The organism is Enteroscipio rubneri (assembly GCF_963929405.1).
In the GTDB taxonomy this organism is placed as follows: Bacteria; Actinomycetota; Coriobacteriia; order Coriobacteriales; family Eggerthellaceae; genus Enteroscipio; species Enteroscipio rubneri.
The window spans coordinates 338,119-352,731 of the sequence record NZ_CAWVIN010000003.1 but is presented as its reverse complement, the minus strand read 5'-3'; the positions used below and the strand labels follow the sequence as shown (position 1 = coordinate 352,731).

General features: G+C 63.3%; 12 protein-coding genes. 10 read left to right on the top strand and 2 right to left on the bottom strand.

Features of this window, described 5'->3' with window-relative positions; genetic code table 11:
• Positions 1-168: 168 nt before the first annotated feature.
• From ABGT83_RS08755 to ABGT83_RS08745, 3 genes are all read left to right on the top strand, one after another.
• Positions 169-2,271 carry a sensor domain-containing phosphodiesterase gene (locus ABGT83_RS08755; RefSeq protein WP_346687068.1) on the top strand — a complete coding sequence of 701 codons (2,103 nt, stop codon included), beginning with the start codon at positions 169-171 and terminating at the stop codon, positions 2,269-2,271.
• Between the two features lie 131 nt (positions 2,272-2,402).
• Entirely contained in the window at positions 2,403-3,077 is a 675-nt protein-coding gene (locus ABGT83_RS08750; protein WP_103264731.1) for an HAD family hydrolase, read from the top strand.
• Between the two features lie 215 nt (positions 3,078-3,292).
• Positions 3,293-4,459: an acyl-CoA dehydrogenase family protein gene (locus ABGT83_RS08745; RefSeq protein WP_103264732.1), complete on the top strand. Its 1,167-nt coding sequence runs from the start codon at positions 3,293-3,295 to the stop codon at positions 4,457-4,459.
• 468 nt (positions 4,460-4,927) lie between these two features.
• On the opposite strand, the gene metA is transcribed toward ABGT83_RS08745, so the two are convergent.
• Positions 4,928-5,893 carry a homoserine O-acetyltransferase MetA gene (gene metA / locus ABGT83_RS08740; protein ID WP_103264733.1) on the bottom strand — a complete coding sequence of 322 codons (966 nt, stop codon included), beginning with the start codon at positions 5,891-5,893 and terminating at the stop codon, positions 4,928-4,930.
• Between the two features lie 195 nt (positions 5,894-6,088).
• Between metA and ABGT83_RS08735 the strand changes: the two genes are divergently transcribed.
• From ABGT83_RS08735 to ABGT83_RS08705, 7 genes are all read left to right on the top strand, one after another.
• Entirely contained in the window at positions 6,089-6,607 is a 519-nt protein-coding gene (locus tag ABGT83_RS08735; RefSeq protein ID WP_346687066.1) for a hypothetical protein, read from the top strand.
• Positions 6,608-6,829: 222 nt separating this feature from the next.
• Positions 6,830-7,960 carry a YkvI family membrane protein gene (locus tag ABGT83_RS08730; protein WP_103264735.1) on the top strand — a complete coding sequence of 377 codons (1,131 nt, stop codon included), beginning with the start codon at positions 6,830-6,832 and terminating at the stop codon, positions 7,958-7,960.
• A gap of 116 nt (positions 7,961-8,076) precedes the next feature.
• Positions 8,077-9,438, top strand: a complete 1,362-nt coding sequence (locus ABGT83_RS08725; protein WP_103264736.1) for an aspartate aminotransferase family protein — start codon at positions 8,077-8,079, stop codon at positions 9,436-9,438.
• A gap of 203 nt (positions 9,439-9,641) precedes the next feature.
• Positions 9,642-10,922 carry an O-acetylhomoserine aminocarboxypropyltransferase/cysteine synthase family protein gene (locus tag ABGT83_RS08720; protein ID WP_346687063.1) on the top strand — a complete coding sequence of 427 codons (1,281 nt, stop codon included), beginning with the start codon at positions 9,642-9,644 and terminating at the stop codon, positions 10,920-10,922.
• 487 nt (positions 10,923-11,409) lie between these two features.
• Complete coding sequence (locus tag ABGT83_RS08715; protein ID WP_346687061.1) at positions 11,410-11,973, top strand: DUF1062 domain-containing protein; 564 nt, start codon at positions 11,410-11,412, stop codon at positions 11,971-11,973.
• 138 nt (positions 11,974-12,111) lie between these two features.
• Positions 12,112-12,540, top strand: a complete 429-nt coding sequence (locus ABGT83_RS08710) for a 6-pyruvoyl trahydropterin synthase family protein (protein WP_346687059.1) — start codon at positions 12,112-12,114, stop codon at positions 12,538-12,540.
• Between the two features lie 15 nt (positions 12,541-12,555).
• Positions 12,556-13,317: a M23 family metallopeptidase gene (locus ABGT83_RS08705; RefSeq protein WP_346687057.1), complete on the top strand. Its 762-nt coding sequence runs from the start codon at positions 12,556-12,558 to the stop codon at positions 13,315-13,317.
• 222 nt (positions 13,318-13,539) lie between these two features.
• Here ABGT83_RS08705 and ABGT83_RS08700 read toward each other — a convergent pair whose 3' ends face one another.
• Complete coding sequence (locus ABGT83_RS08700) at positions 13,540-14,445, bottom strand: DUF2268 domain-containing protein (RefSeq protein WP_346687055.1); 906 nt, start codon at positions 14,443-14,445, stop codon at positions 13,540-13,542.
• Positions 14,446-14,613 lie beyond the last annotated feature (168 nt).

The window sequence follows — 14,613 nt, the reverse complement described above, 5'->3', positions numbered from 1 at the left end:
TTTTTTCTTGTATCCCCCTTGAGCTTGCGTGTATAGTTTCTTCTCAGAAGGATGTATGAAGCCGGTTCGCGCCGGCTCGAGCGCGATCGGAAGCTTGTTTCTTTAGAATCCAAGAGGAACTATCTGCCGTTCGCACAAGAATTCGGCGAGAAGGGGCGGCAAGGCGAGATGAAGGCGATGGTCGATGCGCTGTTCGACGGCCTGTCCGAGCTGGTCTATGTGTGCGATCCGGCTACGCACGAGTTGCTTTATCTCAATAAGGCGGGCAGGTCCGTGTATGGAGATCGGGCCGTCGAGAAGCACGAGCCGTGTTATCGGGTGCTGCAGGGCCGCGAAGCTCCTTGCGAGTTCTGTACGAATCAGTTGCTGAATACCGAGGAATTCTTCGAGTGGGAAGCCACCAACCCGGTGACGAACCGCCACTATGTGCTGCGCGACAAGCTCATAGATTGGGATGGCGTCTTGGCGCGCCTGGAGATAGCCTTCGATATAACCGAGCGCGAGAACGAGAAGATGGCGCTCGCGCTCATGGTGGACGCGAGTGCGATGATCGTGGACTGCATTCGTATACTCGAGGCCGATGACGATCTGTACCTTGCGTTCGACGAGGTGCTGCGACGCCTCGGAACGTTTTTCATCGCGGATCGCGCCTACGTGTTCGAACTTGAGGGCGCCCGCGTGGCGAACATGCGCGAGTGGTGCAACGATCAGGCAGAGACCCATAAGGATCATTTCCAGGATATCCCCGTGTCGCTTATTGAAAACTGGGTGGAAACATTCGCGGTGGGCGAAGCCATGGTCATCGACGACATCGACAGCTTGCGGGAGAGCGGGAATGCCGAAGAGTGCTCTATGCTGCTCCAGCGGCACGTTAGCTCGCTCGTTGCGGTTCAGCTCGTGGACAACGGCAAGTTGATCGGCTGCATCGGCGTGGAGAACCCACGGCTCGGGGGACGCCTCGACGTGGTTGTGACGCCGCTTCTCGGACTGGCTCATTTCGTGACGGCTCGCATGAAGCGCGACGAAGCGCAACGCAAGGTGGCCGAACTCATCTGGAACGATACGCTGACCGGCGTACGCTCGCGTGCAGCCTTTCACCGCGACTACGATCAAGGCGAGTTCGGACGCCTCGGTATCGTGCTTGCAGATGCCGACGGGCTCGCGCTGGTGAACTGCGAGTGGGGCAGGGCTGCTGGCGATGGCATCCTGCAGAACATCGCCAAGACCATGAAAAGCGTGTTCGACCGCGTGTATCGGATCGGAGACGACGAGTTTTGCGCCGTGGTTGAACACGTCGACTACGCACGCTTCTCAGAGCTTGCAACCCAATTGACGGTGCAGTTCGCCGACAGGGATCTGCCGGCTTCGGTGGGAACGGCCTGGCAGGAGAATTGCCATCGCACGGTAGCCGTGCTCGACATGGCGGGAGACCGTATGCGCCGGGCGAAACGGGGAAGGCATCGCGCAGTTGCGCTCGGGGTCGACCTTGCCTCGGATGCGGCGGTGGGCAGTCTGCTGTGTCAAGGCGGTGCCCAGCGAGCGGTCGAGGAAGGCAAATTCGACATCTATCTCATGCCGCAATCGTCGAGCCGTACGGATCGGATCGTAGGCGCCGAGGCCCTCATTCGCTACATCGACGAAGCGAACGGCACGGTTGCGCTGCCGACATCGTTCGTGCTTGCGCTCGAGGATATGGGCGAGATATCAAGCGTTGATTTTTTCGCGCTATCCCGTGCCTGCGCAACGCTCGTTCGCTGGCAGCGCGAAGGGCGCGCCGTCGTGCCGATCTCGGTGAACTTCTCGCGCCTGACCGCGAGCGACGACGGCTTCGTCGACCGCCTGGCTGACACGGTGAGCGGATACGCTCTCGATCCGTCGCTCATCGAGGTCGAGTTGACCGAGTCGGCGCGCGAGCGGAGCGACGACTTGCTGCGGCAAGTGGCAGACGGTCTGCGCTCGCGCGGATTCCGTGTGGCTATCGACGATTTTGGCGTCGATAACGCGAATTATGCTCTGTTCGTGCAGCTCGAATTCGACGTTCTGAAGCTTGATAAAACACTCGTCTGGGGTCTTGGCAACGACGCTCATTCGCTCACTGTGATCAAGGGCCTCGTGGGCCTTTGCGCCGATTTGGGCATCGAGACGGTGGCCGAGGGCATTGAGTCAGTGCAGCAGCTGGATGCGCTGCGCTCGGTAGGATGCACGCGCGCGCAAGGCTTCCTTATCGGTCGTCCGATGCCTATCGCGCAGTTCGAGGAGCGGTTTCTGTAGGCTTCGCGCGAGGCGGTTGCGTCTGCTGTTCACCATCCATCATCTTTGGTAAGCTTGATGAACGAAACGGGAGGCGGGCGGCCTCCGGTCGCGAGACTCTTCGGGTCGCCCGGTGCATGAGAGGACGCGGTATGCGCGCTTCATCCATTGGCATTGTGTTCGATTGCGACGGAACGCTGCTCGACTCCATGAACGTTTGGCGCGAAGTGGAGGATGAGCTGGCCGGTCGAGCGGGCGTCGCGCTGACTGCAGCCGACAGCGCGGAGCTTGCCACGCTCACCATCCCCGAGGCGGGCGCGTTCTTCCACGGCCGGTTCGGCTTGGGGACTTCGCCCGAGCAGGTGGTGGGTTTGATCGATGAACTCATGCTGGCATACTACCGCGAGCGGTCGTGCGAGCGTCCCGGGGCACTCGCCTTCGTACGCGAGCTGCATGCGCGCGGCGCGGTTCTCAGCGTCGCGTCGTCCAGTCCGCAATCCTACCTGCGCGCCGGCCTCGAGCGCTGCGGGTTCGCGCCCTATCTGCGGGCGATCGTCTCGGTCGACGATGTGGGGGCGTCCAAGCGCGAGCCTGCCGTATACGATCGTGCGCGCAACCTCATGGGAACGCCGCTCAAAACAACCTGGGGATTCGAGGACTCGATCTATGCGATCCGCACGCTTCGCTCGGCGGGGTACCGAACGGCGGGCATATACGACTGCGATCTCGCCGGGAGCTATGACGAGCTGTCAGCGCTCTGCGATATTGCCGTCCGCGGTTTCGATGAGCTGTCGGCTGAAGCATTTCTTGCTCTCGCAGTCGGCTAGGATCGCTCTATTCAATCGATTCCGTTCATACAAGAATCGATTTGACAAATGAATGAGCCCCTAAAGAATGAAAAACTTGAATAACACAGCGACGTTGATGCGTCCTATACTGAATCTCGACGATACGCTCCGATTCGAATCGCCTCGTCGACACGCGAGAGTTGGGCGATTCGGAAACGATCCGTTGCGGCTACCCGACCAGGATGGGGGATCACATGGACTTTCAACTAACCGATGACCAGGAGCTTTTTATCGAAAGCGCACGCGAGTATGCCGAGCGCTACTTCACTGAGGAAGCGGTGAAGCAGGCCTACGAGGTCGATCACCATATCAGCCTCGAAGCGGCCATGGCCTATCGCGAGGCCGGCTTCATGCACCTTGGCCTTCCCGAGGAGGTGGGCGGCGTGCCGTGCAGCAAGCTCACCCAGATCATCTTGACCGAGAAGCTGCACGAGTTCACCGGCACCGCACTGCCGTTCACTACCGACACGAACTCCATCACGGACGTCATCGATTTCGGCAGCAAGGCCCAGCAGGAACTCATTATGGACGCCATCGAGAATCGCGAGAGCACCTGCGTGGCCTCCACGGCCATCTCAGAGCCTGCCGCCGGTTCCGACAACAACGCTATGACCTGCATCACCGTCAAGCAGCCCGATGGAACCTACCTGTTGAACGGCCAGAAAACCTGGGCGACGCTGTCCGGACTGTCTCTATACACGGTCGTCATTGCCAAGGACGAGAGCCCGGCCTACGAGAACGACCAGTACTCCCTGTGGCTGGTGCCGAACGATATCGAAGGCTACACCATCGGCCATCTCGACAAGGTGGGCCAGCAGACCATTCCCTTCGTCGACTGTTTCTTCGACAACGTTGTGCTCACCGAAGACATGCGCATCGGCGAGCAGGGCATGGGCTGGAAGCTTCTCATGAAGAAGCTCGAGTATGAGCGCTGCCTCGTGGTCGCGCAGGCGCTCGGCCAGGCGCAGGCCGTCATGAACGACGCGGGCGCCTATTGTTCCGAGCGTATCTGCTTCCAGAAGCCCATCGGGCATTTGGGCGCCATCCAGGATCACCTGGTGGCCATGGAGAACATCCTGCAGAACGTCCGCCTGCGCCTGTATCAGGTGGTGGATATGCTCGATCGCGGCGAATCCACGCGCCTCGAGTCCGCTCTGCTCAAGAGCTATGCTTGCCAGAATTTGACCGAGGTCGCCGACCACGCGCTGGCTATCTACGGAGCGATCGGCTATACCAAGGAGCTCCGCGCCGCTCGCATCTGGCAGGATCTGCGCGGTTACGAGATGGCCGGCGGTACGACCGAGGTTATGGACTATATTTCCGGCCGCCAGCTCGTGAAGAAGTACAAGGCGCAAAGCTAGTCGCCGCTCGGTCATCCTGGCTGTTTGGGCGGGATCCGGCCGTTCGAGTATGCAAGGCCCCGCAGGCTTCCGATCGGAAACCCGCGGGGCCTTCTTGTAGCGGCGCCCTCGCGCGTTTCGCGTCATGCTCCGACCTTGCGGGCAGGAGCGGGCTACGGTTAGCGCCAGGGATCTTCTTGGAAGGCGGGCTCGGGAGCGGGTGGGCGATCGGAAAACGGGTCGTAGCCGTCGTCGTCTTCGTCTGCGGGACGCAGGAAAGGATCGCGCTTCCCCGGTGCGCGCTCGAAACCGATACCTGCCGCACTCTGAGTCGACGAAAAGGCTGGTTCTGCTTCGTCGTGGCCGTCCGTCGGCCCGGTTTTCGAAGGCGCCGGCGTGGTCACAGGGCGCAACCGGTAGCGCGGCTCCGGTCCTCCGCCGTTCGTCGCCTTGCGATCGGCATGCTCGCGGCTTGCCGGATCGCCCGCATCAGGCGCGCGCATCGGCATTGCGATCGTCCGGGCCGTTGTCGTCCTCCGAACCCACGCGCGCCAGATCGTAGGGCGTGGTCTGGTAGACGTAGTAGTTCAGCCAGTTCGTGTAGAGAAGCTGCGCGTGGGCGCGCCACGTTGCGTGCGGCTCTTGGGAGGGGTCGTCGTCGGGGAAGTAGTGCTGTGGCACCGGGGTGCCGAGGCCTTTTGCCGCATCGCGATCATACTCGCGCTTGAGCGTATCGGCATCGTATTCAGGATGGCCGAACACGAAGAAGTTGCGGCTGTCGGTGCTTTTGGCGATATAGACGCCAGCTTCGTCGGACACGGCGATAAGCTCCAGGTCGGGGTGAGCCTCGATGTCGGCCGCATGCACCTCGGTGAAGCGCGAGTGCGGTGCGAGAAAGAAGTCGTTGAACCCGCGCACGAGCGGCGACGAGGGCTTCACCACCTCGTGCTCGAACACGCCCGACAGCTTCGCGGGCAGTTCGTACTTTGGAATTCCATAGTGGTGGTAGATGCCGGCCTGCGCGCCCCAGCAGATGTGCAGCGTCGAATGCACGTTCGTGGTCGACCATGCCATGATCTGCGTCAGCTCGTCCCAATAATCGACAGATTCGAAATCGAGCAGCTCGACGGGGGCGCCGGTGATGATCATGCCGTCGAAGCGTTCGTCTTTGATGTCGTCGAAGGTGGTGTAGAAAGTGTCGAGGTGCTGAGCGGATACGTTCTTCGACGTATAGCTGGCTGTCTGCATGAGGTCGATCTCGATTTGCAGCGGCGTATTCGACAGTTTGCGCATTATCTGCGTTTCGGTGACGATTTTGGTGGGCATGAGATTGAGCAAGACGAGTTTGAGCGGGCGAATGTCCTGGTGCATGGCCCGGAATTCGGTCATGACGAATATATTCTCGCTCTCGAGGACGTCGGTTGCGGGCAGCGAGTCGGGGATCCTGATGGGCATGTGCATCCTTTCTGCGCGGCTGCTGCGAAGCGAAGCTGCGATGTCGGCGTCTTCATCATAGCAAATCGGTCGTTCCATGCGAATTGCCGGAGGATTCCGATAGAAAAAACGGGTAGGATACTCTTCTGAAACGCCGTGCATGGCGCCCGCCGGATGGGACGCCGGAAAGAAGCGGCGCTGGAAGAAGGAGGCTTCGTGGCCGGAATCGAGAAGCTCATTGCGACGAAAGACGTCGGCGAGCGCACGCTGTACTGCTTTTTGGCGGGCACGCTGCGCCGCCGTCCGGAGTACGCTCCGCTCGGATACGATCGTGCCCAGCTTTACCTGAGCATTCGCACCAAGGATGATTCCAGCGCGGACGCCGTCGCCACCGTCGTGGCCGACGTGACGCTCAACGAGGACGATCACGACGACGACCATCTGCGCATCATCGAACTTTCGGTTGTCGCCGAGGGCATAGGGTGCGGCACTTTTGCGATCGAGGTCCTGTACTTGATTGCGGATTGGTATGGCTGCCGGGGCATCATGGGCGAGCTGTTCGGCAACGATCTTGTGCGCGAGTCGGATCGGACGCTCTCGTTTTTCCAACGGCGCGGATTCGACGTCATTCGCCAAAAAGACAACCGTGTGCATCCTTGGCGCATTCAGACGGTCTCCTACCGGGACCGGCTTCCCGAGTGCGTGGAGTTCTCGCTCGACGGCGTCCTCGTATAGCGCCGGCGACTCTGCAGACCAACGGTACGCGACGCGGCGGATCGCCTCTCCGCGCTCTTTTTCTCGCCGGTAGCGGTGATGAGCGGTACAATTTGTGCACGTTGTCAAAATGCGCGCGTGCTGCTCAGGGGGCTGCATGCGCTCGCGTCCGATGCCCGACCGCCTGGTTGCCGCCAGACGCCGCGTTCGGGCATCGGAGGCGGCTCAAGAGAAGGGAAGGCTATGGCGTCAGAGCAGAAGGCGCGGGCGGTGCGGCCGGTCGCCGTCATTAAGTTCGCGGGCGCGGTCATCGCCACGCTGATCGGGTCGGGATTCGCCTCGGGACAGGAGGCCATGCAGTTCTTCGCTGCGTATGGCACGTTGGGCATCGTCGGATGCGTCATCGCCATCGTGCTGTTCGCCGTGATGAGCGGCGTGCTGCTGGACTACGGCTTCAAGCACAAAGGGGCCGACGACTTCTCGGCCTTCCGCACGTTCTGCGGCAGGTACCTCGGCACGTTTATGGAGTGGTTCACCATCCTGTTCTGCTTTCTCGTAGGCATCATCATGGTGTCGGGCGCAGGCGCCACGCTCAACCAGTACTTCGGCGTGCCGCAGATTGTGGGCAGCGGTCTGATGGCGCTGCTCGTCTTGGTCAGCGCGCTGTTCGGCCTGCGGCGCATCGTGGACATTCTAGGCTCCATCGGCCCGGTGACCATCGTGTTCCTCATCGCGCTGGCTGCCTACGCGCTCGCCACCCATGCGGGAGGGCTTGCCGAGGCCGATGCGGCTGTTGCCGCGGCGGGCGATTCGGTCGTGTACGGTGTGGGCTCGGGCGCCTCTTGGTTCGCGCTCGGCGCATTCATGTACGTGGCGTACAACATCTTGGCGGGCGTTCCATTCATGTCGGAAATGGGCACTGAGGCCGACTCGCGCAAAGAAGCCATAGTGGGCGGCGCGCTGGGAGGCGCGGCTCTGGGCGTGTGCGCGCTCCTGCTGAATCTGGCGCTCCTGTCCATGTACGGGGAAGTGTCGGCCTATGAAGTGCCGGTGCTCTACCTGGCGCAACAGGTATCTCCCATCGTCGGGCTCCTGTTCGCCATCGTGCTTTTAGCCGAGATCTACAACACGGCCGTGCCCATGGTGTGGACGGTCGCCAATCAGTTCGTGGACGAAAAGCAGGACAAGCGCAAGTACCAGTTTCTCATTGCACTTCTGTGCGCCATCATCTTCATGGGCGGTCAGCTGCCGTTCGGCATGCTGGTGAATCTGATCTACCCGTTCGTGGGCTACTTCGGCGCACTGTTCATCGTGGTGGTCGTCGTGCAGCTGATCAGGTGGCGCATCCATGAAGCTCGGGGGACCGAGCGGTAGGCGCGAACTCGGATCGCACCGCTGCTGCGAGCGGCTGCATCGAGCGGCGACGCAGACGGCGCTATCGGAACAGGCATCACAGGAAACAGGCAACACAGGCATCAAGGAGAATCGACTTGACTTATCGGGAAATCGATAGCGCACGCGCGCAGGACTACGTGGAACGCGACCGCGCCCGTATGGGCCCCACGGCGCGCATCCCCTACTACGATCTAGTGGTCGACCACGCGCGCGGCGCGCTGCTCTACGACGTGGAGGGCAACGAGTACATCGACCTGTTGGCTGCGGCCACGTCGGCCAACGTGGGGCACTCGCATCCGGCGGTCGTGGAAGCTGTCTGCGGGCAGGCGCAGAAGGTCATCCAATGCTCGCCGGCCTACTTCTACCACGCGCCCGAGGTGGAGCTGGTGGAGAAGCTGGCCGCCATCGCGCCGGGCGACACGCCGAAGAAGGTAGTGTTCGGCACGTCGGGCTCCGACGCCAACGACGCCATCATCAAGTTCGCGCGCGCCTATACGGGACGGCCCTACGTGGTGTCGTTCCTGGGCGCCTACCACGGCTCCACCTACGGCTCGATGACGCTCTCGGCCCTCAGCCTGGGGATGCGCCGCAAGATGGGGCCCATGCTGCCGGGCATCTACCACATCCCGTACCCGGACGTGCAGAGCGCGGGCGTGGGGCACTTGAGCGAGCCGGAGCAGGCGGAGCACTTCATGCGTCCGCTGCGTGAGATGTGCGAGACGTACCTGCCGGCCGACGAGATAGCCTGCATCGTGATGGAGCCCATCGCGGGCGACGCTGGCATCATCGTGCCGCCGCAGGCCTATGTGGACGCCCTCGTCGCATTCTGCCGCGAGCACGGCATCCTGTTTGCCGTGGACGAGATCAACCAGGGCATGGGCCGCACGGGGAAGTGGTGGGGCATCGAGCAGTTCGGCGTGGAGCCCGACCTCATGTCGGTGGGGAAGTCGCTGGCCAGCGGCCTGCCGCTGTCGGCCATCGTGGGCAAAGCCGACATCATGGACAGCCTGAGCTTCCCGGCGCACATCTTCACCACCAGCGGCAACCCCGTGTGCTGTGCAGCGGCGCTCGCCACCATCGACGTCATCGAGCGCGAGGGGCTGCTCGAGCGCGGCGCCGAGCTGGGCGCCTACGCAAAGGAGCGCTTCGAGGACATGGCCGCCCGCCACGCTATCGTGGGCGGCGTGCACGGCATCGGGCTCAACCTGGGCATCGACATCGTGCGCCCGGAGACGGGCGAGAAGTGCGCGCTCGACGCGCTCAAGGTGGTGTACCGCGCGTTCGAGGAGGGCGTGGTCATCATCTGCATGGCGGAATCGGTGCTGCGCTTCCAGCCGCCGCTCGTCATCGAGCACGAGCAGCTGGACCGCGCGCTCGACGTGCTCGACCGCGTGATCGGCGAGGTGGAGGCCGGGCTCGTGCCCGACAGCATCGTGCCCGAGGGCAAGGGCTGGTAGAGGCGCCACTGCCGGTGTTTCGCCGTGCCGGCAGCCGCTTCTCGCTCTACGGGGTGTGTTGAGAGGATAGGTTAAAATACGATCACCTAGCAATCACTTCAATATATAGCAAGGTATCGGAAAGACCCTGCTACCCGGTGAGAAGGCGCTGCCGTTATAATAATGCGGTCATAGCGCCGTACCCCAGCGAGCGAGGAGCACCCATGAGCGAATCCATCGGCACCACCTGCGTGCTGGGCGGCTACCGCCCCGGCGACGGCGAACCGCGCCAGATTCCTATCTACCAGTCCACCACCTGGAAGTTCGACACAAGCGAGCACATGGGCCGCCTGTTCGACTTGGAGGAATCCGGCTACTTCTACACGCGTCTCGCCAATCCCACGAACGACTTCGTGGCGGCCAAGATCGCCGAGCTCGAGGGCGGCACGGCGGCCATGCTCACGTCGTCGGGCCAGGCAGCCAACTTCTTCGCCGTGTTCAACATCGCCGGGGCGGGCGACCACGTCGTGGCCAGCTCGGCCATCTACGGCGGCACGTACAACCTGCTGGCGAACACCATGAAGCGCATGGGGCTAGAATGCACGTTCGTCGCGCCCGACTGCGCCGACGAAGAGCTGGAGGCCGCGTTCCAGCCGAACACGAAGGCCGTGTTCGGCGAGACCATCGCGAACCCGGCGCTGTCGGTGCTTGATATCGAGCGCTTCGCCGCCGCGGCGCACGCGCACGGCGTGCCGCTCATCGTGGACAACACGTTCCCCACGCCGGTGAACTGCCGCCCCATCGAATGGGGAGCCGACATCGTGACGCACTCCACGACGAAGTATATGGACGGCCACGGCGCTAGCGTGGGCGGGGCCATCGTGGACTCCGGGACGTTCGATTGGATGGCGCACGCCGACAAGTTCCCCGGCCTGTGCGAGCCCGACGAGAGCTACCACGGCGTGACCTACACCGAGCGCTTCGGGCTGGGAGGCGCGTTCATCACGAAGGCGACGGCCCAGCTCATGCGCGACTTCGGCGCTATCCAGTCGCCGCAGAACGCCTACCTCATCAACCTGGGACTGGAGAGCCTGCACCTGCGCATGGCACAGCACAGCAAGAACGGCTTGGCGCTGGCGCAGCATTTGGCCGCGCATCCGAAGATCGCGTGGGCGCGCTACCCCGGACTCGAGGGCGACGCCTACTACGACCTGGCGCAGAAGTACCTGCCGAACGGCGCGAGCGGCGTGGTGAGCTTCGGCGTGGCCGGCGGGCGCGCCGCGGCCGAGACGTTCATGGCGAACCTCAAGCTGGCGCAGATCGCCACGCACGTGGCCGACGCGCGCACCTGCGTGCTGCATCCGGCCAACGCGACGCATCGCCAGATGAACGACGACGAGCTGGCGGCTGCGGGCATCACGCCCGATCTCGTCCGCCTGTCGTGCGGCATCGAGGCCACCGAGGACCTCATCGCCGACGTCGATCAGGCGCTCGCGGCGGTATAGAGCACATACGGCAATAGAGCGCATGCTGCAGTAGAGAGCACGCCGCAATGGTGCGCATGCCGCGGTCGAGATGTCGGCGCATTATGCGCCGTCGCCCGGCTCGACGCGAGCTCCTGGACATAAACGAGCGGGAGAAACGAGCGAGTGTGGTAAGATGCGTCCTCATCCGCTCGATGTCTCGCACGTTGGGCGACAAAGCCCGTACTCCTATCGAAAGGCCCCTCGTATGACCGTTCCTCCCAACCGGTAAATCACGCGAACCATCCCGTCGAATTCGTTGCTGCGCAGTGCGCGGCCGTTTTGCGACGAGTCCGTTCTCTTCCGCCTGCACATGATGTGCGGTTGTTTCGTGACGGGCTCATACGGTTGAACGATCACACAACAAGAGAGGCTTTCCCAATGAAAAAGCTGAACAACGGCGTGGTGCCGCCTGCGCTCGCCTTCCTATTCGAACGTATTCGGAATGCGAAGGAAGGCAGCAACCATCATGAAAACGATACGGTGGCGCGTGGAGGCGATCTCCGCGCCAGCCGCTCTGCGTCCCTGCGGCACCTGCGGTGCTGAGGCAAGGTTCGAATCGACGGGCCGGTTCCGCGTGAACTCCCAGAAGAAGCGCCTGGATGTGTGGCTCATCTACCGGTGTGCCACGTGCGGAAGCGTATGGAATTGCGCCGTGATCAGCTGCGGTCGTCCGGGCGGCATCGGCCGGGAAAGGCTCGAGCGGTTCATGGCCAACGACGCGGACCTGGCCCTCGCGTGCGCACTCGATACAGGCCTGCTCAAAAGCAATGGCGCGCGGCGGGGTCGGATCAACTTCGTCGTCGAAGGCGATGTGCCTGATGACGGTGAAGACTGCTGCGTGCAGATAGAAGCCGAGGGGCTCGCGGGCATCCGGCTCGCCGAGGTGTTGCTGGCCAAACTGGGCCTTGCGCGAAGGAGGCTTGCGGACCTCGCGAAAGAGGGGCTCGTAACGTCTGCCGACGGCATGGACCTGCTCGCCGTCAAGCTGCGGCCGCACCAGGTGGTCGTCGTGCGCGCGAGGCGCGGGTAACGAAGACAGGCGGTGCCGGGGACAGGTTCTTCGGCACCGCCGAAAGTCCGAAGGCTTCACGTGAAACATTCGTTCTATGAGGTTTGACCCCGTGTGCTATCATGACGGCGAACGACACGGCGCGGCGAAGGAGCCACCATGTACGGACTGAAAACCGAGGCCAGCTTCGACTCGGCCCATTTTCTCACCGACTATTACGGCAAGTGCGAGAATCTGCACGGCCATCGTTGGCGCGTGGTGGTGCATCTGGCGGTCGACGACCTGCAAACCGAGGGCACGATGAAGGGCATGGTGCTCGATTTCGGCGTGTTCAAGCGCGCGGTACGCGAATTGGCCGAGGAGTTGGATCACACCTTCCTTGTTGAGGAAGGCTCGCTCGCTGACGCCACGCTGGCGGCCCTCGAATCCGAGGGATTCAGTCTGACGCTGCTGCCCTTCCGCACCACGGCGGAGAACCTGGCGCGCTACTTCTGCGACTGCTTGGTGGAGCAGGGGCTTCCCGTGTCCCAGGTGGAGATGTACGAGACGCCGAACAACTGTGCCGTCTACCGTCCGCTGCAGCGCTGACGGGAAGGGGTCGTCGTGGGCAAGAAAGCCGCGCTCTTTTTACAGTCGGCGAAGCAGGTCGGAGGGCTCATGGCGATGGCCGTGCGCTACAACGGCAAGGAGCCCGACAAGCGCAAGGGGGCCTCGCAGGAGGAGTACGCCCTGCCGTTCGAGGGTGCTTGGACGGTGGTCAACGGCGGCGTGGACAAGGAGACGTCGCATTCATGGGACGTGCTCACCCAGCGCTACGCCTACGACTTCGTGGTGCTCGACGACGAGGGGCGCAACTGCCCGCCCGACGCCGATCCGGCCGATCCTGCCTCGTACTACTGCTACGGCTTGCCGGTGCTTGCGCCCGCCGACGGCATCGTGGCGGAAGTGGGGACGTCGTGTCCGAATGCACAGATCATGCTTGATGAGACGGTGCACTTCGGCGGCGGTGACATTCGCGGCAACTACGTTCTCATCGACCACGGGAACGACGAGTTCTCGTGCCTGTGCCATCTGAAGCCGGGCGGCGTGCTGGTGGAGGCGGGCCGGCACGTGCAACGCGGGCAGCGTGTCGGATTCTGCGGAAGCTCGGGCTGCAGCTCGCATCCGCACCTGCACTTTCATATCCAGAAGGGGCAGAGCTTCTACACTTCGCTGGGCGTGCCCGTGCGATTCGCAGGCGTCGCTGCCGCGCCTGCGCCGAACTATGCTGCGGCCGATCCGCGGTCGGTTCCGCCGGAGGCCTACGACGACTTCCCTCCGTTCCTCACGCGCGGCCTGAGGGTGGAGCCCGCAGGAGGGGAATAGGCCTGAGAATGCAATGTCGTTGAGTTATGCACCCTTGCGCTGGCGTTGATGGGGGATTCTTGCACTGAGGCAAGCGACGCTGTTCGTAAAAGCCCAGGTCGCGATTTGCGCAACCCTCGATAGGGAGCGCAGGATGGGTGCATAACTCGCGTACATTGCATTTTCGGGGCCGTTTCGGCTACGCAAGGGTGCAAAACTCGAGGACTTTGCAGCCGAACGCCTTTATTCCCAGAAGCCGCGGGCGGCGTCGAGGATGTCGGCGGCGGGCAGGAGGGTGGCCTCCGCGATGTCGGCTCCCGTCTCGTCGAGGAAGCGCCTTACCAGGTGGTATCCGCAGGCGTAGCCAGCGCAGTAGGGGATGCCGCGCACGGGGTAGCCCATGAGCGCGGCCGTCTCGTCGCCGTAGAGGTAGGCGGACAGCTCGGCGAGGCCCTGTGTTTCCAGGCCTGCGCGCACGAGCGGCTTCACCTGCGCGAGCGCCTCCGGCGTGGTGCGCGTGACCCACGGCCCCGCCAGCTCCTCGCCGAAGAGCTCCACGGCGAAGTTCTCGGCCAGGCCCTCGCTCACCAGCATCTCCCCGAGCGTGATGTCGTCTCGCCACTTCACGAACTGGAAGCGCACGTTGTGGTTCGCCTCGTGCGCGAGCGCGGCGGGCAGGCGGCGCATCGTCGACTCGTCCGGGTCGAGCCAAGCGAGGATGGAGCCGGGGATGCCGCCGTCGCCGCAGTAGCCCTCGCTCGCTCGCACGACGGGATGGCCGGGGTTCGCCAGCAGCACGGTGAAGCGGTAGTCCTGCCGCGGAAGCTCGATGCCGCGTGCGGCGAAGCGCGAGAGCGAGCGCTCGACGGAGCGCCGGCACGCGTCCCAGAAGACGTCGTTGCCGAGGAGGCGCACGGCTTCGGCGCGGCTTTCGTCCACCTGCGCGGGCGGCAGAATGCCGAGCATCTCGCTGGCCATGACCACGTCGTAGCCGCCGGGTTCCGCCGCCTTGAGCGGCACGCGGTAGCAGTCCCATTTCTCCTTGAAGGGGGCCATGAGCTCGTAGCGGTACAGGTCGCCGCGCTTGCCGGCGGGCGCGGCCATCATGGCGCGGTAGGCTGCGTCGGAGCGAACGGGTTGCACGTTCATGAGGTGTCCTTTCTGTCGGGTGCGTGCCCCATGCTACGGCCTCACGCCGCGTGAGGGTCAAGGGGGAGTCTGGTTCCGCCGCCGGATGTTGGCTCGTTGGGGAGCAGGCGATCCGGGTTTTTTCACCGGCACCCGCACGGATCGCGGGTAGGATTCGTTATACAGGGC

What these genes read in the sequence shown, in the direction of transcription:
- ABGT83_RS08710 (WP_346687059.1), top strand. Translation starts at nt 12,112, where the DNA reads ATGTACGGACTGAAAACCGAGGCCAGCTTCGACTCGGCCCATTTTCTC.
- metA (WP_103264733.1), bottom strand. Translation starts at nt 5,893, where the DNA reads ATGCCCATCAGGATCCCCGACTCGCTGCCCGCAACCGACGTCCTCGAG.
- ABGT83_RS08700 (WP_346687055.1), bottom strand. Translation starts at nt 14,445, where the DNA reads ATGAACGTGCAACCCGTTCGCTCCGACGCAGCCTACCGCGCCATGATG.
- ABGT83_RS08750 (WP_103264731.1), top strand. Translation starts at nt 2,403, where the DNA reads ATGCGCGCTTCATCCATTGGCATTGTGTTCGATTGCGACGGAACGCTG.
- ABGT83_RS08745 (WP_103264732.1), top strand. Translation starts at nt 3,293, where the DNA reads ATGGACTTTCAACTAACCGATGACCAGGAGCTTTTTATCGAAAGCGCA.
- ABGT83_RS08755 (WP_346687068.1), top strand. Translation starts at nt 169, where the DNA reads ATGAAGGCGATGGTCGATGCGCTGTTCGACGGCCTGTCCGAGCTGGTC.
- ABGT83_RS08720 (WP_346687063.1), top strand. Translation starts at nt 9,642, where the DNA reads ATGAGCGAATCCATCGGCACCACCTGCGTGCTGGGCGGCTACCGCCCC.
- ABGT83_RS08715 (WP_346687061.1), top strand. Translation starts at nt 11,410, where the DNA reads ATGAAAACGATACGGTGGCGCGTGGAGGCGATCTCCGCGCCAGCCGCT.
- ABGT83_RS08730 (WP_103264735.1), top strand. Translation starts at nt 6,830, where the DNA reads ATGGCGTCAGAGCAGAAGGCGCGGGCGGTGCGGCCGGTCGCCGTCATT.